Below are 18,329 nucleotides of genomic sequence, written 5' to 3' on the forward strand. Positions count from 1 at the left end.
CCAGCCCGATCGGAGAACCCCGCCATGCCCTTCAGCCCTTCCGACCGCACGTCGGGTGACGACGCCCCGGCCGTCGGCCCGGCCTCGCCGCCGGAGGTCCAGGCCGAGGTGCCGGTGCTCGAACCGCCGGGCTGGGCCCTGGCCCAACGGTCGTTGTTCGACCTGCTCGACCACGCCTGGCGCCGCTTCGCCCGCGACTTCACCGGCCCCGACGGACGCCTGAACTACACGGGCCGGCTCACCACCCGAGACGGTGTGGACGACTTCTACGAGGTGTTCTTCAACTGGCCCCAGCTGTACCTGCTCGGCGGCGCGGACGACCTGCTGCCCGCCAGCGAGAAGCACTGGGAGGGCGTGACCCGGCAGCTGACCGAGCTGGACATGCTGCGCGACGAGTACGAACGCGGCTACGACTGGTTCCACCAGGGCGAGAGCCTGCTCCTGCTCTACTTCCTCTGCATGGCCGCTCCCGACCGTTGGTCCGAACGCGCCCTGCGCTTCGCCGAGCTGTACGTCGACCCGGCCAAGGGCAACTACGACCCCGCCCACCGCATCATCACTCGCGCGCACAACGGCAGCGACCCCGACCGCACGGGCCTGTTCGACGGCGACGTCTACCCCTGGCTCCAGAAGGAGGCCGACACCTACGGGTACCCGCTCGACTGGATCCCCGAGGCCGACGGCGGCCCGTACCCGCTCTCCGCAGACCCGCGGCTCGGCGCGCAGATGCGCGACCGGATGGGCGTCGGCGACACCGCGCTCAACCTCGGCGCCACCGGTCTGGTCCTCAACGCCTGGATCCTGACCGGCGACGAGCGCTACCGCGACTGGATCGTCGAGTACGTCGGCGCGTGGCGGGAGCGCACCGAGGCGAACGACGGCGTCATCCCCGACAACGTCAGCCCGGACGGAGTCGTCGGCGGCCTCCTTGAAGGCCGCTGGTACGGCGGCCACTACGGCTGGTCCTGGCCGCACGGCTGGCACAGCATCGGAACCGCGGCCTGTGTGGCGGCGCTCGCGGCGGCCACGGTCACCGGGGACGACGACTTCCTGTCCGTGGTCCGCACCACGCTCGACTCGCTCATCGCCCGCGGCAAGGTGATGCCCCACACCGAATCCGACTCCAGCCTGCCCGCCAAGTGGGCGGTCGAACTCGGCCCGGACGCCGACATCCCCACGCTCCACGTGCCGTTCCGGCACAACGACACCGGCTGGTTCGACTACAACCCGACCACCCCGCCCGTACCGGTGGCCCTGTGGCACCACTCGGCCTCGGACGCCGACCGCGAGCGGCTGGAGGACCTGCGCGAGGCCGAGGCGATCGACTGGCGCACCCTGCGGCCGTTCCGCGCCAAGGAGGAGTCCGGGCACGAGAAGGCGTGGTTCGCCTTCCTCGCCGGCGACGACCCCGGCTACCCCGAGCGCATCCTCGCCACCGCCCAGGCCCAGATCCGCCACCGCCTGCGGCGCATCGACCGCTACCGCGACCTGGACGTCCCCGAGGCCGACATCCACGTCTGGCAGCAGTCGAACCCCGTCGCCACCGAGGCCCTCGTCCAGCTCACCTGGGGCGGCCCCCAGGTGCTCTACAACGGCGGCCTCCAGCAGGCCCGGCTGCGCTACCACGACGCCGACGCCCGGCGCGCCGGCCTCCCCCAGGACGTGGCCGCGCTGGTCACCTCCATCGACCCCGAGGCCACTACCGTCGAACTCGTCAACCTCGCCCCCGAGACCGGCCGCACGGTGATCGTCCAGGCCGGCGCCTTCGCCGAGCACACCATCACCGGCGTCCGTTACACCACCTGCGCGGACGACGGCTGGATCGGCGACATGTACGACTACGGCCACACCGAGCCCGTCGTCACCGAGGAAGAACTGTCCTGCGACAGCCCCTTCCTGACCGTCCGGCTGCCCGCGTCCACCCGGATCAAGCTCGTCCTGCGGCTCGCCCTGCGCACCCACACCCCCAGCTACCGCACCCCGTTCGACACCACGGCCGACGAGCCCTGCCCGGGCACGGAGGAGAGCACGGCATGAAGCGCATCGCCCAGACCATCAGACTCCGGCCCGAGCACCGCCAGGAGTACCTCGCACTGCACTCCGCCGTGTGGCCCGGCGTCGAAGCGGCCCTGCACCGGGCGCAGATCCGCAACTTCGGCATCTTCCTCCACGGCGACGTCCTGTTCGCCTACCTCGAGTATCACGGCGACGACTTCGAGGCCGACATGGCCACCCTCGAAGCCGACCCCGAGACGCAGGAGTGGTGGAAGCTCACCGACCCCTGCCAGGAGCCGTGGCCCGACCGGGGCGGCTCACGTCAGTGGACGGAACTCACCGAGATCTGGCACCTCGACCCGCCCGGCGACGACGCCGCCGCCTGACAGGGTCCGCACCGGACGACCGACTTGGAACCCGACGTGATCCCCGACCCCGCCCCGACCCCCGCGCCCACGCTCGTCGACGCCCACCACCACCTGTGGGACCTCGGCCGACGTCCGCAGCCCTGGCTCGACGACCCCGCCCTGGCATCGATCAGCCGCACCTTCACCCCCGACGACCTGCGCGCCACCGCGACCCGGCCGATCGCGGGCCGTCAACTGCACCGCACGGTGGTCGTGCAGTGCCTGCCGGACGTGCACGAGACCGAGGACCTGCTCGCCCTCGCGGAGCAGGAGCCGCTGATGGGAGCCGTGGTCGGCTGGGCGGACCTGACATCGCCGGCGATCGGTGACGATCTGGACCGGCTGCTCGCCGGTCCCGGCGGCTCCCGTCTGCGCTCCCTGCGCCATCTCGTCCAGGGGGAGACGGACCCCGGTTGGCTGCAACGCCCGGACGTGGAAAGGGGGTTGGCCGCGGTCGACGGTCGCGGTCTGTCCTACGACGTCCTGGTCCGCAGCCATCAGCTCTATCAGGCGACAGCCCTGGCGGAACGCTTCCCCGACCTACCCCAAGTCCTCAACCACGCGGGCAAGCCGAACATCGCCCGCGGTGAACTGGCGGACTGGCGGCGCGACGTGCAACGGCTGGCCACGCACCCGCAGGTCGTCTGCAAGCTGTCCGGACTGATCACCGAGGCCGACCACACCACGTGGACCACCGCCGACATCCGGCCCGTCTGGGACGCCCTCTTCTCCGCCTTCGGCCCCGACCGGCTGATGTTCGGCTCCGACTGGCCGGTCGCGAACCTCGCGGGCGGATGGAACCGCTGGGCGGCCACCGTGGACGACCTGCTCGACGGCTGTGCCGGCAGTGAGGTCGACGCGCTCCTCGCCGGCACGGCGACCGCCTTCTACCGACTCAACGCCTTCCGCTGACCGTCGGCGTCCGCGCTGAAGGAAACCCTGGAGTACTCGATGACCACCCTCGCCGTCCGCTACACCGCCGCCCGCACCCTGGACACCGCGCCCGCCGAGACCTCCCCGCCGGGTCCGGGCGAGGTGGAACTGGCCCCCGCCTTCGTCGGGATCTGCGGCACCGACCTGCACATCTTCCACGGGGACATGGACACCCGGGTCCGCACGCCCGCCGTCCTCGGACACGAGATGTCCGGCCGCATCGTCCGCGTCGGCCCCGACGTCGACGACTGGCAGCCCGGAGACGCCGTCACCGTCATGCCCCTGCGCTGGGACGACACCCGCCCCGCCTGCCGAGCCGGCCACCAGCACATCTGCCAGCACCTCGACTTCATCGGCATCGACTCCCCCGGCGCCATGCAACAACGCTGGACCGTCCCCGCCACCACCCTCGTCCGCCTGCCCGACTCCCTCCCCCTCGACCACGCCGCGCTCGTCGAACCCACCGCCGTCGCCGTCCACGACGTCGCCCGCGCCGCGGTACGCGAGGGCGAGAAGACCGTCGTCGTCGGCGGCGGACCCGTCGGCGTCCTCATCGCCCTCGTCGCCCGAGCCGCCGGCGCCGACGTCCGCGTGATCGAACTCAGCGCCCACCGACGCGCCCTCGCCGAACAGTCCGGACTCACCGCCTGGGACCCCACCGCCGCGAACGTGCCCGAACTCGTCCGGGCATGGACCCAGGACGCCGGCGCGGACGTCGCCTTCGAGGTCTCCGGCGCCGCCGCCGGCGTCGACACCGCCGTCGACGTCCTCGGCGTACGCGGCCGCCTCTGCCTGGTCGCCATCCACCCCAAGCCCCGCGAGATCAACCTCCACCGCTTCTTCTGGCGCGAACTCACCCTCGTCGGAGCCCGGTTGTACGACCGCGGCGACTTCGAGAAGGCCGTCGCCCTCGTCGCCGACGGCACCGTCCCCGCCGACCTCCTCATCAGCAAAATCGTGCCCCTCACCGAAGCACCCGCCGCGTTCGAGGCACTCGAAGGCGGCGGCGACGTCATGAAGATCCTCGTCGACTGCACCACCCGGACCACCCACGCAGACACAGACGCCGGCACAGACGCCGACGCACACGCCACCCGGGGAGCCGCCGTATGAACGCCACACGAACGCCGACAACCAGCTCTGGCGGGTGGTGAACGTGGACTGATCCGGCTCCGGTCGACCGCCGGAAGGCCGAAGGCCGAAGGCGCATGGACAGCGAAGCCGCGGGACGGGGCCGCCGACGCCGGTCGGCAGGCACCGTCCCGCAGCCGTGTCGGACGGCAACAGACGTGCTGCGTAACCGATTTGATGGTGCAACAAGGTGCCGGGCGTCCTGCCCGAGTCATTGCACCGGGCGGGCCGGCGCGATCACACTGGCCCGCATGGGGGCATGGATCGTGATGTTGAGCGTCTGGGGCGTTTCCTACGCCCTCTACAAAGCAGACGAACAGAACGACAGGCGACGAACCGAACGGATCAGGGCCGAGGCGGTGGAACGGCACCTGTCGGCCGAACGGCAGCCCGAGGACGCGCGCCCGGGCGGAAAGCCCTCGCTCGGCACGACCGCGCTGGCCCTGATCGCCTATCACGACGGCTGGGCGCGGGACACCCTCGTCGTCGACATGCTGCTTCACCGCATTCTCAAGCCCGTGAACCCGTTCGACGCCGTCCACCTGATGGTGCGTCAGTCCAGATCCCGCGGGCGTGCCCCGTCCCCCCAGGCCCTCGCCAGGATGGAGCAGGCATGGAACCGTGAGCAACGGATCATCGCCAAGGCGTCCGACGGATCGCACTCCCCCTTGCTCCTCCCGAGCGACAGCGTCGTGGGGGAGCTCCGCCGGGAACTCGTCGCCAAGGGGTACCTGCGCCCCGCCGACGCCTGGACCATCGAGGTCGAGGTTCCGCCCTGTCTCACCCCGCGCGTCACCGGTGGCGTCATCCTGCTCCTCGCCGCCCTTCCGGCGTTGTGGTGGGAACCGCAGCACCACGACCTCATGGCCCTGGGAATCATGGGCTTCGTCGTGTCCGTGTTCTGGGGCGGCGCGCTCCTGCTGCTCGCGGGACGTGCGGACACGACCGAGGCCAAGCTCCCCAGGGCCACGGCACGCGGTGAACAGGCGATCGCCCAGGCCAGGGCGTACTGGGCGGCCGTGGACCCGGCCGGACGCACCGATCCCTACACACCGGACGAAGCCGTGCGCGCCATGGCCGTGTTCGGCCAGGAGGCGCTCGACCACCTCGCGCGGTCCGACTCCACCGTGAAGACCCTGTTCGACGAACGCAAGGCCCACGAGAGGCGGATTCAGGCCGAGTGGGTGCTCCGCCAGCACGGCGAGCGCCCGGGATGGTGAGCGCCGGCTCCGGGTGACGCCGACGGGACGGTCCGCCGTTCCTCAGTCCCGGTCGGCGCGCCGGTTGATCCCGTCGACGATCCGCGCGGCGTCCTCCGCGTGCTCGACGAGCCAGGCGCCGACATGTTCCCGGACGGCGTCACGAAGACAGGCGCGCACCTCCGCACCGCCCAGGAGCGTACGGGTGGCGCCCAGGAACTCGGGATGGTCGAGCTTCACCGAGACAACGGCCGTGACGCCCTCCAGGATCCCGTCGGCTCCGGCGTCGACGGCGGCCGGCGTCAGCAGCCCGCGGTCGCGTCCGTACTCCGTGACCGCCGTCGCCAGCCCGTCGCGGAAGCCGTCAAGGTGCGTCCCGCCCTCGAACGTGCGTCGACCGTTGGCGAAGCCGCGCAGGCGGGCGTCGCGGCCGCACCACAGCAGGGCCACCTCCATCGTCCCCGCCATCCGGGGATCCTCATGCTCGAAGGCGATGACGTTTTCGGCGCAGGAGCAGCCGGTCTCCGCGTCGAGGGCGGCCACGAAGTCCCTTACCCCCTCGGGGAATCGGAAGCGCACTTCGCGCGTTCCTGCGTCCGGACGGTGGTCGGTCAGTGACAGCTCCACGCCGCGGTGGAGGAAGGCCACTTGCCGCAGGCGCTCCGCCAGGACGGCGAACGAGTACCGGGTCGTCTCGAAGATCTCAGCGTCGGGCCAGAAGGCGATGGTCGTGCCCGTCGTGGTGGTGGATCCCACGGCGGCAGGTGGGACGAGAGCCACACCGCGGACGTACTCCTGGGCCCGGCGCACACCCTCCCGCCGCACCTCGGCCGTGAGCCGGCCCGACAGGGCGTTGACGACGATCAGGCCCGCGTGGAAGTGCCCCACGTACGCGACGTGCCGGCAGGCGGGCTCGCGTCCGGCCTGATAACGGGTCAGCATCGTTTCCAGGCCCGTGACTTCGCGGTTTTCGTCGCTGTCGAAGGGAAGGCCCGGCCCGTCGTCCTCCACGATCACACCGCCGTCGGACGTGAGGGTGACGTCGACGCGGCCGCCGGCGGCCAGGACCGCGTTCACCGCCCGGCCCACCGCCTCGAACACCAGTTCATACAGCCCGCGTTCGCCGGTCGAGCCGACCCACATCCCCGGTCGCTTCCGCACGGCTTCGACACCCTCGAGCACCTCAATACAGGCAGCGTCGTACCGCAGGTCTTCCGCACTCGTCAAAGCCCCTCCCGTGACTGTCCGACAGACGGCCCCAGCCTACGAGAATCCTCGTAAAACACCAGGTCAGAGTCACTTTCATGAAGCCGCAGGCGGCCGGTGGGCGCCCTGCGCGGGAGTGGCCGCCCCGGACCGGGCGCAGCGCGCCCGCGGCCTGTTCCGGAGCCCGTGGGAGGCCCTTGCGCCCCCTTCCCGAGCCAGGCGGAGGGCACCGATTTCACCGATGGCCGGCCGGAGCTAATTGGCTGGTCACCGGCCCTCCCCTCGCGTGACAATCAGCCATCGGCAAGGGGAGGAACACCATGAGCCAGGTCAACCTGACTCTTCATGAGCTGCTGCCGCCGCAGGAGTTGGCGGCCGCACTCGACGCGGGGCACGTCACACGCAAGCCGCACCCGGAACTGCCGCTGTCCATCTACACGTACACGCGGGTCTGTCAGTACGAACGGGTGTGGAACCGGGTGACGACACGCTGCCGGGGCCTTGTCGCCGACGACGTCACCGGTGAGATCGTCGCGCTGCCGCTGCCCAAGTTCTTCAACGTCGGTGAGCACGAGGCCCGTCAGCCCTACGCTCCCGAACTCCCGGACGAGCCGTTCGAGGTGTACGAGAAGGTCGACGGCAGCCTGGCGGTGATCTTCCACTACGCCGGGCGGTGGCGGGTCGCGTCCAAGGGCTCGTTCATCAGCACCCAGGCCACCTGGGCGCAGCGTCTGCTCGACGGGAAGGACACCTCCGGCCTGGTTCCCGGGGTGACCTACCTGGCCGAGGTCCTGTACCCCCAGAACCGGATCGTCGTCGACTACGGCGAGCGCCGTGACCTGGTGCTGCTGGCCGCGTTCGCCAAGGACGGCACGGAAGTCACCCTGTCCGAGGCCGAGACCCACTGGGGTGACATCGGTTCGGTCGTCACCGTGTGGCCCGCCATGCCGCTCGACGAACTGCTGGCCCTGGCCGAGGGCAACCGGCTTCCCGGCGGCCGGGCGGCCACCGGCACCGAGGCCGAGGGGTTCGTGCTGCGCTTCGCATCGGGGGTGCGGGCCAAGGCCAAGCTGGCCGAGTACGTCCGGCTCCACAAGGTCCTCACCGGCGTGACCGAGCGGGACGTCTGGCGCGGTCACGGCATCCAGCGGTTCGCGGGGCTGCCCGCCAAGCAGGTGGCCCAGGCGCTCGGCTGCTCGGCCGAGGACGTCGCCGCGTCCGGGGGCCGGCCGCTGGACGCGCTGCTGGAGCAGGTGCCCGACGAGTTCGACGGCTGGGTGCGCGGTGTCATCGCGGGCATCGAGAAGCAGGTGGACGAACGCGAGCGGGCGATCGACGAGGCGTTCCGGTCCCTCGCCCCGCTCGCCGGCGACCGTGGCGCGTTCGCCCGCGCCGTGAGCGCGCTGCCCGACGCCGCGCTGCGCCCCGCGATGTTCCTGCGCCTGGACGGGCGCCCGACCGGGTTCGTGACGTACCGTTCGGTCCGGCCGGAGGCGTCCGACCCGTTCAAGACCGACGAGGAGAACTGACCGTGCCCGTAGTACACGTCATGACGGGGCTTCCGGCCTCGGGGAAGACGACCGCCGCGCGCAGGATGCAGGCGGAGTCCGAGGGCCGGATGCGTCGTGTCAACCTCGACGACCTGCGGGCGATGCTCGACGTCCCGGCACCCGAGCGCGGCCGGTCGCACGCGCACGAGCAGACCGTGCTGGCGATCCAGGACGCGGCGGTGCGCGCGGCCGTGGACGGCGGATTCGACGTCGTGGTGGACAACACGCACATGACACCGCACATACCGAAACGGCTGAAGGCCGCCGTGGCGGGACAGGCCACCTTCGTCGTGCACGACTTCACCGACGTGCCGGTGGAGGAATGCGTCCGGCGCGACGCCGAGCGGGAGCGAGCGGTCGGCGAGGAGATCATCCGCCTCCTGGCCCACAAGCACGGCGTGGCCAGGCGGGGCGGCTGGCGGCTCACCGCGGAGTGGCTCAACGACGAGCCGTCCGTCGAGCCGTACATCGCGGACCCGGCCCTCCCCTCGGCCGTCATGTGCGACATCGACGGCACGCTCGCCCTGCGGGGTGCCCGGGGCCCGTTCGACTTCACCCGCTGCGAGGAGGACCTGCTCAACGTGTCGGTACGCGATGCGCTGCGCTCCTTCCGGGGCGCCGACGGCGATGTCGTCGTCCTGCTCTCGGGCCGCGGTGAGGAGCACCGCGAGCGGACGGAGTCGTGGCTGCGCGCGCACGAGGTGCCGTACGACGAGCTGTGGATGCGTGCCGCGGGTGACGGCCGCCGCGACGACGTGGTGAAGGCGGAGCTGTTCGACCGGCATGTGCGTCACCGCTTCGCGGTGCGGGTCTCCCTCGACGACCGGGACCGTGTCGTCGCGGTGTGGCGCCGGATGGGCCTGCCGACCTGGCAGGTCAACTACGGCAGCTTCTGACCCTCGGCGGGCGCGGGGCGTCCGTTTCGCATGGCGTCCGTCCGTCTCGGATCAGCCGCCCCTGCGTGTGGGGGGCGGCTGATCGTCGGGCATCGGGGGCCGGCCGGTGAGCAGGCTCCGCTGTGCGGAGTTCGTGGGGACCGCGCCTCGTGGGCGTCAGGCGTACGGGTCGAAGGGGATCCCGGACGGCTTGGCCTTGTTGAGCGTGTCGTTGAACTTGGAGTCCTGGAGGGGGAGGTTGGCGTTCCCCCAGTCGGATCCGTTCAGCGCGTTGCGCAGGTTGGGCGCCAGGTTGTCCCAGGTGAGCAGGTTCTCCTGGTGCCAGGCGCCGGTGTCGTTCTCGGCCGTCTCGCCCCACTCGGCGAAGCGGAAGGCGTGGGTGCTGGCGCCGTCCTTGTGGTAGACGGCCATGACGCGCCGGCCGCTCATCGGGACGTCGGCGATCGGATGGGTGCTGAACCCGCCGTGCCGGGAGGCGGACAGGTACGAGGGTGTGTCCGCGCCCTGGACGACCCAGACGACCATGCACTCCCAGTCGTGGCGGTGGCCGATGCCGGGCGAGGCCTCGTCCTTCTCGAAGTAGCTGGCGTAGATGATCCCGCACCAGCCGTTGTTGCACTTGGCCCGCGAGTAGGTGTTGGCATGGTCGAGGTGGCCGCCGCGGCACTGGCCGGTGACGGAACCGGTCGGCTTCAGACCGCCGTTGAGGTTGCCGGCCGGGTCGATGGCGGCGGCGGGGTAGCACGAGTCCGTGTCGTAGTCGTACACGGGCTCGAAGTACGTCTGGAACGTGGTGGCGTTCTCGGGGAGGTTCTGCAGCACGCCTGCGGAGGCGCTGCCCGACAGGGTGACCGTGAGCGCGAGGGCGCTGCCCGCGACGGTCGTGGTTCTGGCGAGCCGGGAGGTCCTGCTGGTTCGAGGCATGGAGGGTCCCATCGGCGGTTCGGTGGTTCGATGGTTGCGGACATGACATCCGCGGTGTGCAGGAAGAGAGTGGCAAGCCGAAAGGGCGATGGAAGGGCTTTCCACGAAACTCGTGGAAGCCGTTCGACGAACTGATCGACGCCCACCGGACGTTCCGTGGCGGGTTGTTCGTTTTCGGCCGCTCCCGGCCGTCCCCGGTCTCCGTCGGTCTCGGCGACGCCGCCGCGGCAGGCGTCCGTCCGCGGGAACCTGCGCACATCGCCCCGCGGATCGCCTCAGGGGATATGTCCAGGTGAACGGGCCCACCAGATCCGACGTATACGTCGAGGTGAACGCACGTGCCGGCCGCAGGGTCGCCGACGACGGACGACCGACCGCCCCGAACCCGGGGCGGGCCATGGTCGGCGCGCAGAATGCGCTGCGGCGCGCGACGCCCCGGTCTGCGACGGCGCCCGGGCCCGCAGCGGCGACCGCGCTCACGCGCCGGGGCCGTCAGGAGGATGATGGGCTGCCGTGCCGGCTGAACAGGTGACCGGAGACCACAGACGTGCCGGAGCAGACCGGGCCGGCCGCGCGGAAACCTGCGCGCGGGCCGGGCTGTTCGCCGTGCTCGGCACCGTCCTCGCGGCCTTCGGCCATCACGCGATCGCCGAAGGCACGGTGCCCTGGCGGCTGGTGACCGTGCTCACCGTGGCGCAGTTCTCGGCTGTCTGGCCGCTCGCACGACGGCGCTGCGCCCCGGTCACCACGATCGGGGTCACACTGGCGACGCAGGGGGTACTGCACCTCGCGTTGTCCTGCGCGGACGGCGACGCCCCGATGGCCTCGACCGGGCACACCTCGCACGCGGGGCACATGACCGCCGTCGGTGACGGCCACTCCTGGCATCACGCCGGAGCGGCGATGACCCTCGTGCACACGGCCGCCGCTCTGGTGGTGGCCTGGCTGCTGCATCGGGCGGACACCCGGATGACGGCCGCGCTCGCCACGCTCCGCACCCTCGCCGGGGCCGCCGCATCCGCGCTGGCCCTGATGCGGCCCCGGGCGGTCACCGATCAGGACCGACCGGCGGTCCGGCGGCCCCGTCGGCGGTCCGGCGCGTTCTTCGAGGCGGCGGCACAGGCGCGGGAGGAGGTGCTGGAGCACGCGGTGGTGCGCAGGGGACCGCCGCGGCGGGGACGCCCTCCGGTCCCTTCACCGGCCCCGGTCACTGCGGGGCCGCATCCACCCCTGTCAGCCAGGAGTTCCCCGTGTCCCTCTCCACCCGTCCCGTGCCTCTCTCCATCCCTCCCCTGCCTCTCGCCGTCCCTCCCGTGACCCGCTCCACCCGTCCGTCGGCGCGTGCGGGCCGTCGTCTCGTCCTCGCCGGCGCCCTCGCGTTGACGGCCACGCTCGCCCTTGCCGCCCCGGCCGCCGCGCACGCTGAGGTCGAGGCCGACAAGCCCCAGGCGCTGGCCGAGAACGTCACCCTGAGCTTCGTCTCCGAGGCCGAGTCCGACTCGGCGGGCTTCACCGACGTGCGTGTCGTCCTGCCCGAGGGGATCGCCCCCGCCGACATCACCCTCGCCGAGGGCCCCAAGGGCTGGAAGCTGACCCCGGCCGCGGACGGCTACACCCTCGCCGGCCCGGCGCTGAAGACCGGTGTCGACGCCGAGTACAAGATCAAGGTCCGTCAGCTGCCGGACGTGAAGCAGCTCGTGTTCAAGACCGTCGAGACCTACAGCGACGGTGAGGTCTCCCGCTGGATCGAGCTGCCCACCGGCGGCAAGGAGCCCGAGCAGCCCGCGCCGGTCCTGAAACTCAAGGCCGCGGCCCCGGGCGCCAAGCCGGTCGCCCCGAGCCCGACGGCGACGCCGAGCCCGACTCCCAGCGCGGCCGCCTCCACTCCGTCCACCACGGCGAGCGCGCCGGACGCCTCGCCGACCGCCGCCGACACGGCCGCCGACGAGGACGACGGCATGTCCTCCGGGCCCCTCGTCGCCGTGATCTTGGTCGCCCTCCTCGTACTGGGTGGCGGGGCTTGGTGGCTGGTCAAGCGCGGCTCCGGCTCGTCCGGTTCCTCCGAGCCCACCGGCTCCGCCGACTCCACCGAGCCCACCGGCTCCGCCGAGTCCTCCGAGTCCTCCAAGTCCTCCAAGTCCTCCGGCGAGAACTGACGCGGCATCATCGGCGGCGGGGCGAGCGCTGACCGCCAACCACCTCACCCCGCCGCCACCCCGTGACACATCGGAGGCGACGGCACGCGCACGAGGACTGCCACCGGGGTTCTCCTCGACCCCGACACGGCCGGCCGGTCGTCCGCGAGCGCCTCACCCTCCGGCCCCGGCGATCGGTATGCGCGCCCACAGCGCTAGCATCGCCGTGATGAACAGCCGGACCCAGCACAGGCCTTGTGACGCGGAGGCGACGACCTCGCCCGTCGCGCTCTGCGCCGTGCTGGCGATGCTGCTCATCGCCCTGGCCATGTGCCTGGGTTCCACGACCCACATCACCGCCGGCCCGCGGGCGGTCACCCTCGTGACCGCCGCGACCCATGTCACCGCGGCGACCCCTGTCACCGTCTCGGCCGCCGCGCGGCAACCGGGGGACGGCCGGGCCGGCGCGCACCACTCGGTGGCCTCGGCGCATCCGGGCGACTGCCACTCCGGCGACGGGTGCTGCGCCCGGTCCGCACACGGCGGGCCCGCCCTGGTCCCCGCGGCGCCCCAGCCGTTGCCGGTCGTCCTGCCGTGCTCGCCGGCTCCGGTCCCTCGGACGGTCACCGCCCGTGCCACCGGCCAGCCGCCCTCCCGGAGCGCCCCCGATCTCCACGTCCTCAAGGTGCAGCGGATCTAGACGGACGCCACGCGCCCCTGAGCGCACCGGCCTCCATCCTTTCCCCTGCACTCACCGCCGCACGGCGGAGACGAGGACGACCCTGTCATGAGCAAGACCAGCAAGAAGGCCGCGGCCGCATCCCGCAAGGACCGCATCGAGGAGATGCGCCGCGCCGAGAGAGCCCGCGAGCGCCGCAACCGCATCCTCACCGTCACCCTCAGCGGCGTCATCGTCGCCGCTCTCGTCGGCTGGGGTGCGTACGCCATCGACGAAGCGAACGAGCGCGAGGAGCAGAAGGCCGCCGCGGCGGAGAAGCCGGTGCCCGGCGAGAAGACCTGGGACGCCAAGAAGCTCGGGCGCAACCACGTCTCCACCGCCGTGACGTACCCGATGCAGCCTCCCGTGGGCGGCGACCACCACCAGGCGTGGATGACCTGCGACGGCACGGTCTACACAGAGGCCATAGCGAACGAGAACGCCGTCCACTCCCTCGAGCACGGCGCCGTCTGGGTCACCTACAACGAACAGGCCGCCGACGCCGACGTCAAGACCCTCGCCGACCGGGTCGACAGGACGCCCTACACCCTCATGAGCCCCGTCAAGTCCCAGGCCGGGACGATCACCCTTTCCGCCTGGGGCCGTCAACTGACGGTCGAGAAGGCCTCCGACAGCAGGGTCGAACAGTTCCTGCTCAGGTACGTCCAGGGTGCGCAGACCCCTGAGCCCGGTGCCGCCTGCACCGGCGGGCTGACCGCCTCCTGACCGACATGGTCACCGGGTTCGCCCGGTGTCCGGTGTCCGGTGTCCCACGGTGCGCCGCGCTGCCCGGCCGCTCCGCGCGGCGCAGCGCGGCGCACCCGCACGATGCGGCGTCGGCGGAGGTGCGGTGCGCGTACGGCAGGGGCTGTGACGGTGACAGTGACGGGCGCAATGGTGCCGCGCGGCGTGGTCAGTAGCGCTCGGCCTTGGCGACCTCGGCGGTCAGTGCGGGCTCGGGCGGCTTGCGGCTGATGGCGAGGGGGTGGGCCCGGGCGCCGGCCGCGAGGTCGTCCGCGCCGACGAAGCGCGTCTCGACGACCTTGCCGTCGGAGTCGCGGAAGTCGACCTGGACCGCGAAGGACGCCGTCCGGTCCGTGCTGTTCTTGATGTTCACGATGACGGCCAGCAGGCCGCCCGTCTCGGCGCGTGGCTTTCCGGTGATCGAGACGTCCGCAGTCGCGTTGCCCCGGCCCTCGACGTTCTTCAGCTTCTTCTCCGCGGCCTGGTTGGCGCGCGCGACCTCCGCGGACACCGACGCCTCGAACTCCGAGGCGCGGGCCGAGGCGGAGGAGGCGGCGGCGGAAGCGGCAGCGCGGACGGACTCCTTCACGGACGCGCCGAGCGAGCCGAGCGCGGACGGCGCGGCGCCGGAGAAGGACGCCGTGTCGGGAGCGGAGGGACGCGGAGTGAAGGAAGCGCCGCTGTCGTCACCGTCGCCGCTGCTGCACGAGACCAGCGACGCGGCAGCCACCACCGCCACCGTCAGACCGGCGACGGCGGAAGCGACGCGGCCCCGCAGCGGTCTTGCCTTCACGCCGGACGCACCGTCGTTCATCAGGTCGGACCCTTCGTCATGTTCTCGTGATGTCCACGCCTTTTGTTCACTCGGCTTCATCGTCCCCGGCGCAGTCCGCCGGAACCACCCGGCAGGGTGCGGAAGAGTGGCACCGGTCGTCAGGCGACGTCGACGGTGAAGGTGGACTCGGTGCCGTCCGCTGCGGTCAGGGTGACCGGACCGAACGTGATGATCGCGTCGGAGGAGCCTCCGGGGCCCCGGTAGAACCCGGTGGCCTCGGTGATGCGGACGGCGAGAGCCGCGAGGGTGGCCGCCGCCTGCTCGTCCGCGTCGGCCTTCGCCTGGGTGAGCGCGTGGTGACCATGGGCCTCGGCCCACTCCCGCACGCTCCGGGCGGCCCGGCTCATCTCGGGCAGGATGCTCTCGTTCGCCCAGGCCCACAGCCACGAGCCCGACGACCGGCTGTAGCTGCCGAGGAGCTGCGCCGGGGCCGTCGCGGTCCTGTCGGAAAAGGTCCATGTGATGAGGCCGGTCCTCTGGTCGAGGCCCCAGCGGTCCGCCGAGCCCAGTCCCCAGGACATGTGCGCACGGGCCAGTTGGTCGATCATGTCCTCGCCCTGCAGCAGCAGCGTGCTCAGGTCGGCGTGATCACCGCTCTGCGTCAGTGGCCGCCGCTTTCCCGCACGGTTGAACAGTCCCATGGCGCGAAGTCTGTCAGATGCCGCCTGCCGGCCGGTGGCCGCGCTGCGCCGCACGTCAGCAGCGGTGGCGGCTGAGCCGCTCGCACGGAGTCAGGTCACGCGGGCGGTCGACGTCGTCGGGCGTCCGGCCACGGCAGCGGCGTCGAGGAAGTCGCACGACTCCCCGTCGGCCGGCACCGGTTCGGGCGGGGGCGATCTCGGCCCCCGTCCTCGTCCAGGTACTGAAGCACCGACGTACCGACGTACCGTCCATGCGCGTCCGACCGTGGATGTTGGGTGCGACGTGGCCGGGGGGCGTCACCGCGATGTCGGCCCGCTCGCGGCCTCCGGTCCTTCGGCGTTCAACGCCGCGAGCTGTGCGTCGGCGCGCTCGGCGACGAGGGTGAGGACACGGCCGGCTGCGGCCAGATCATCGGCGGGTATCCCGCCCCAGATCCGGGCGGAGAGCGGAGCGGTCTCCGCGCCGACGGCGGTGAGAAGGTCACGTCCCGCGACCGTGGGACGCAGGTGCGCGCCGTCCGCGACGAGCAGCCGACGGGCCAGCAACTCGTCGAGAGAGGCGCGGATGCCGGCCGGATCGGCCTTGAGGGAGGCGCGTACCTGGGCGACGAGATCGTCCGGGCTCTGCGGGGCGCCGGCGGTGACGGCGGCACGCAGCGCGACCTGCTGCTGGAACGTGATGCCGTGGCGTGCCAGGACGTGCTCCAGAACACCGCGGGCGGCGTAGTGGGCCAGACCCAGAGCGCGGGAGTCGGCGACGGGGCCGGTGGTGCGGGATTCGGTGGAGCCGGGCGCAGTGGTGGTCATGGTGTTCTCCCCTGGGTGCTGTCGTCGCCGGTCAGGAACGAGTGCTTCCTGAGGGATAGAGTACATGGCTTCTATAGCCATGGCTATTATCGGCTCGGGCGGTAGCCGCACTCGACGGGGAGCGGCACCTCGGAGCCGCACCTCGGAGTCGCACCTCGGAGTCCTCACAGCCCTCACGACCGTGAAGGTGGGGCGTGACAGAAGTGGCCGATTCGCTGAACGAACGCGCAGGCTGGGCTAGCCTCTTGTTCCATGGGGGCGAACTAACGTTCATCGAAAGTCACTTCGGGGGAATTCTTGTCGGGACAGCGACCGGGACCTGCTGACGATGCGGCGGCCACGCTGCGGCAGACCGGTGCCTCACCACTGCGGCTCGGCGACCCCAGGCGCGTCGGCCCGTATATGCCGGTGGCACTGTTAGGCAGTGGCGGCATGGGACGCGTCTACCTGGCCCGCCCCGCGGACGAGAGCCCCGGACTGGTCGCGCTGAAGGTGATCAGGCCCGAGTACGCCGAGGATCCGAGCTTCCGGCGCCGGTTCGAACGGGAGGCGTCGGTGCACGCCCGGCTTCGGACGCCGCACACGCCACGGCTGTGCGGTACGGGCTTCGAGGACGAGTTGCTGTGGATGGCCACGGAGTACCTCCCCGGGTTCGACCTGGCGGAGGCCGTACGCGAGGACGGCACCCTGGAGACGGCCGCGGTCTGGCGTCTGGTGGGGGAACTGGGCAGGGCGCTCGCCGGGCTCGCCGTCGAGGGGATCGTGCACCGGGACCTGAAGCCGTCCAACGTGCTGCTGTCCGTCCGGGGCGCGCACGTGATCGACTTCGGCATCTCCAAGGCCGCGGACGCGAGTGCCATCACCGGTACGGGCAACCGCGTGGGCACACCGGCCTACATGTCGCCCGAGCACCTGAGGGAGGGCCGCTCCGACACGGCGTCGGACGTGTTCTCGCTCGCCGGGACGCTGGCCTACGCGGTCACGGGCCGGGCCCCGTTCGGCGACGGCACCGGCGTCGACGTGATGCACCGGGTGGCGTTCGAGGAACCCCACCCCGAGGTGATCGGCGAGATCTCCGCGGCTGACCCGGAGTTGGGCGCACTGCTCACCGCCTGTCTGGCCAAGGAGCCTGCGCAGCGCCCCACTCCGCAGCAGCTCATCGCCACGGCCGGGGCCCACGCCGTGCCGTCCGACTGGCCGGAGCCGCTGAACGCGAAGGTCCAGGCCCGGCAGCGGGCGTACGAGACGCTGCTCCGCCTGCCTGCCACCGGCACGCCCCGCCTGCGGTCGGCGGGTGACCCCTCGGCGATCCCGGCCGCACGGACGCCTGAGCCCCAGCCCCCCGTCGCGCGCGCTGCGCCTGTTGCCTCACCGTCGGCGGAGAAGGACCCGGCCGCGACACCGGCACAACGGTCGGGAGCGCCTCAGACCCCCGCCCGGAACCGACGGAAGCCGCTGCTGATCGCCGCCGCGGCCCTCTCGACCTGTGCCGTGGGCGCGGCGGCCTTTCTGCTCACCGGTCAGGACCACCCCGCCACCGCCTCCCCGGAAAAGGGCGTCACGGCGGCCGTCGGCGTCGAACCCGGCGCCGCCTCCACGGCGCCCGTCTCCCCCGGTACGAGCGCGCACGCGCGCCCCGACGTGGACGGCGCCGCCGTCGAGAACCGCGGCGGCACGACCGGAACCACCTCCCCGGGCGCCGAGCCGTCGGCCTCCCCCGCCGGCCGGCCCGTCAACGCCTCGGCTCCCAGCACCGCACCGGACGCTTCCCCCTCCGCCACGCCGTCCAGCGCCGCGCCGTCGCCCGTGACCGGCACGCCGCCCTGGCTCTCCGAGTGCACGTACTACGCCGGCAAGGCACGCACCCGCCTCGGCGACACCGGCAAACGCGTACAGCAGGTTCAGTGCATGCTGTCCAAGCGCGGGTACAGCGAGGGAAGCACCGACACGGACGGTGAGTTCGGGGCCGGCACGAAGGCGGCGGTCCAGACCTTCCAGAGCGACCGGGGCCTCAAGGCCAACGGCGTCGTGCGACCCGACACCTGGAACGCGCTGCGCACCACCGACTGACGGGCCCCGGCCGCAACGGCCGGGAGTCGGAGTCATCGGGCAAGTGGCGGGCAGGCACGGAGAAACCCACAAGGCAGATCGCCGTGCCGTGCCCGGGCAGCAGATCTCCGTGACGTGAAGTGACGTGCCAGGCAGGAG

17 protein-coding genes are annotated in these 18,329 nt (G+C 72.0%); 12 read left to right on the plus strand and 5 right to left on the minus strand.

Annotated elements, in window-relative coordinates; translation table 11 throughout:
- The first annotated feature begins 24 nt into the window (after window positions 1-24).
- The 5 genes from OHS82_RS04285 (at window position 25) to OHS82_RS04305 (ending at window position 5,686) form a co-directional block, all read left to right on the plus strand.
- Window positions 25-2,037, plus strand: coding sequence for a hypothetical protein (locus tag OHS82_RS04285; RefSeq protein WP_057582068.1), 2,013 nt, complete (start codon window positions 25-27; stop codon window positions 2,035-2,037).
- Complete coding sequence (locus tag OHS82_RS04290; RefSeq protein ID WP_266716942.1) at window positions 2,034-2,381, plus strand: L-rhamnose mutarotase; 348 nt, start codon at window positions 2,034-2,036, stop codon at window positions 2,379-2,381. The genes OHS82_RS04285 and OHS82_RS04290 overlap by 4 nt, the downstream gene beginning before the upstream one ends.
- 36 nt (window positions 2,382-2,417) lie before the next feature.
- A complete protein-coding gene (locus OHS82_RS04295) occupies window positions 2,418-3,314 on the plus strand; it encodes an amidohydrolase family protein (protein WP_328433307.1) in 897 nt (298 codons plus the stop codon).
- Between the two features lie 39 nt (window positions 3,315-3,353).
- Window positions 3,354-4,448, plus strand: a complete 1,095-nt coding sequence (locus OHS82_RS04300; RefSeq protein ID WP_328433308.1) for a zinc-dependent alcohol dehydrogenase — start codon at window positions 3,354-3,356, stop codon at window positions 4,446-4,448.
- A 269-nt stretch (window positions 4,449-4,717) separates the two neighbouring features.
- Window positions 4,718-5,686 carry a hypothetical protein gene (locus OHS82_RS04305; RefSeq protein ID WP_328433309.1) on the plus strand — a complete coding sequence of 323 codons (969 nt, stop codon included), beginning with the start codon at window positions 4,718-4,720 and terminating at the stop codon, window positions 5,684-5,686.
- Between the two features lie 42 nt (window positions 5,687-5,728).
- Here OHS82_RS04305 and OHS82_RS04310 read toward each other — a convergent pair whose 3' ends face one another.
- The gene (locus tag OHS82_RS04310) at window positions 5,729-6,892 is read right to left on the minus strand and encodes a DNA gyrase subunit B (RefSeq protein ID WP_328433310.1); all 1,164 of its coding nucleotides are present in this window, start codon (window positions 6,890-6,892) and stop codon (window positions 5,729-5,731) included.
- A gap of 299 nt (window positions 6,893-7,191) precedes the next feature.
- On the opposite strand from OHS82_RS04310, the gene OHS82_RS04315 reads away from it, so the two are divergent.
- On the plus strand, window positions 7,192-8,400 hold the full coding sequence (locus tag OHS82_RS04315) for a T4 RnlA family RNA ligase (protein ID WP_328433311.1): 1,209 nt from the start codon (window positions 7,192-7,194) through the stop codon (window positions 8,398-8,400).
- A 2-nt stretch (window positions 8,401-8,402) separates the two neighbouring features.
- Window positions 8,403-9,317, plus strand: coding sequence for a phosphatase domain-containing protein (locus OHS82_RS04320; RefSeq protein WP_079041099.1), 915 nt, complete (start codon window positions 8,403-8,405; stop codon window positions 9,315-9,317).
- A gap of 156 nt (window positions 9,318-9,473) precedes the next feature.
- On the opposite strand, the gene OHS82_RS04325 is transcribed toward OHS82_RS04320, so the two are convergent.
- Window positions 9,474-10,241 carry an NPP1 family protein gene (locus OHS82_RS04325; protein ID WP_057577027.1) on the minus strand — a complete coding sequence of 256 codons (768 nt, stop codon included), beginning with the start codon at window positions 10,239-10,241 and terminating at the stop codon, window positions 9,474-9,476.
- A gap of 513 nt (window positions 10,242-10,754) precedes the next feature.
- On the opposite strand from OHS82_RS04325, the gene OHS82_RS04330 reads away from it, so the two are divergent.
- The 4 genes from OHS82_RS04330 to OHS82_RS04345 all read left to right on the plus strand — a co-directional run bounded on the left by OHS82_RS04330 (window position 10,755) and on the right by OHS82_RS04345 (window position 13,820).
- Entirely contained in the window at window positions 10,755-11,558 is an 804-nt protein-coding gene (locus tag OHS82_RS04330; protein ID WP_328433312.1) for a hypothetical protein, read from the plus strand.
- Window positions 11,555-12,397, plus strand: a complete 843-nt coding sequence (locus OHS82_RS04335) for a DUF1775 domain-containing protein (protein ID WP_328433313.1) — start codon at window positions 11,555-11,557, stop codon at window positions 12,395-12,397. Before OHS82_RS04330 ends, OHS82_RS04335 begins: the two co-directional genes overlap by 4 nt.
- A gap of 208 nt (window positions 12,398-12,605) precedes the next feature.
- Entirely contained in the window at window positions 12,606-13,076 is a 471-nt protein-coding gene (locus OHS82_RS04340; protein ID WP_328433314.1) for a hypothetical protein, read from the plus strand.
- 87 nt (window positions 13,077-13,163) lie between these two features.
- Entirely contained in the window at window positions 13,164-13,820 is a 657-nt protein-coding gene (locus OHS82_RS04345; RefSeq protein WP_328433315.1) for a DUF3105 domain-containing protein, read from the plus strand.
- Between the two features lie 187 nt (window positions 13,821-14,007).
- Here the strand turns inward: OHS82_RS04345 and OHS82_RS04350 are convergent, their stop codons facing one another.
- From OHS82_RS04350 to OHS82_RS04360, 3 genes are all read right to left on the minus strand, one after another.
- Window positions 14,008-14,652 (minus strand): hypothetical protein, encoded by a 645-nt coding sequence (locus tag OHS82_RS04350; RefSeq protein ID WP_328433316.1) that lies wholly within the window; start codon window positions 14,650-14,652, stop codon window positions 14,008-14,010.
- A gap of 119 nt (window positions 14,653-14,771) precedes the next feature.
- On the minus strand, window positions 14,772-15,314 hold the full coding sequence (locus OHS82_RS04355) for a DUF6882 domain-containing protein (RefSeq protein ID WP_107105151.1): 543 nt from the start codon (window positions 15,312-15,314) through the stop codon (window positions 14,772-14,774).
- A 297-nt stretch (window positions 15,315-15,611) separates the two neighbouring features.
- The gene (locus tag OHS82_RS04360; RefSeq protein ID WP_057576978.1) at window positions 15,612-16,121 is read right to left on the minus strand and encodes a hypothetical protein; all 510 of its coding nucleotides are present in this window, start codon (window positions 16,119-16,121) and stop codon (window positions 15,612-15,614) included.
- A gap of 432 nt (window positions 16,122-16,553) precedes the next feature.
- On the opposite strand from OHS82_RS04360, the gene OHS82_RS04365 reads away from it, so the two are divergent.
- Entirely contained in the window at window positions 16,554-18,191 is a 1,638-nt protein-coding gene (locus tag OHS82_RS04365) for a protein kinase domain-containing protein (RefSeq protein ID WP_328433317.1), read from the plus strand.
- Window positions 18,192-18,329: the final 138 nt, after the last annotated feature.

It is taken from the genome of Streptomyces sp. NBC_00425 (assembly GCF_036030735.1).
Lineage (GTDB): Bacteria > Actinomycetota > Actinomycetes > Streptomycetales > Streptomycetaceae > Streptomyces.

Excerpts from the sequence above, each read along its gene's own strand:
- OHS82_RS04355 (WP_107105151.1), bottom strand. The coding sequence starts at position 15,314 with ATGGGACTGTTCAACCGTGCGGGAAAGCGGCGGCCACTGACGCAGAGC.
- OHS82_RS04365 (WP_328433317.1), top strand. The coding sequence starts at position 16,554 with ATGGGACGCGTCTACCTGGCCCGCCCCGCGGACGAGAGCCCCGGACTG.
- OHS82_RS04340 (WP_328433314.1), top strand. The coding sequence starts at position 12,606 with ATGAACAGCCGGACCCAGCACAGGCCTTGTGACGCGGAGGCGACGACC.
- OHS82_RS04300 (WP_328433308.1), top strand. The coding sequence starts at position 3,354 with ATGACCACCCTCGCCGTCCGCTACACCGCCGCCCGCACCCTGGACACC.
- OHS82_RS04360 (WP_057576978.1), bottom strand. The coding sequence starts at position 16,121 with ATGACCACCACTGCGCCCGGCTCCACCGAATCCCGCACCACCGGCCCC.
- OHS82_RS04350 (WP_328433316.1), bottom strand. The coding sequence starts at position 14,652 with ATGAACGACGGTGCGTCCGGCGTGAAGGCAAGACCGCTGCGGGGCCGC.
- OHS82_RS04325 (WP_057577027.1), bottom strand. The coding sequence starts at position 10,241 with ATGCCTCGAACCAGCAGGACCTCCCGGCTCGCCAGAACCACGACCGTC.
- OHS82_RS04285 (WP_057582068.1), top strand. The coding sequence starts at position 25 with ATGCCCTTCAGCCCTTCCGACCGCACGTCGGGTGACGACGCCCCGGCC.
- OHS82_RS04305 (WP_328433309.1), top strand. The coding sequence starts at position 4,718 with ATGGGGGCATGGATCGTGATGTTGAGCGTCTGGGGCGTTTCCTACGCC.
- OHS82_RS04345 (WP_328433315.1), top strand. The coding sequence starts at position 13,164 with ATGAGCAAGACCAGCAAGAAGGCCGCGGCCGCATCCCGCAAGGACCGC.
- OHS82_RS04290 (WP_266716942.1), top strand. The coding sequence starts at position 2,034 with ATGAAGCGCATCGCCCAGACCATCAGACTCCGGCCCGAGCACCGCCAG.
- OHS82_RS04315 (WP_328433311.1), top strand. The coding sequence starts at position 7,192 with ATGAGCCAGGTCAACCTGACTCTTCATGAGCTGCTGCCGCCGCAGGAG.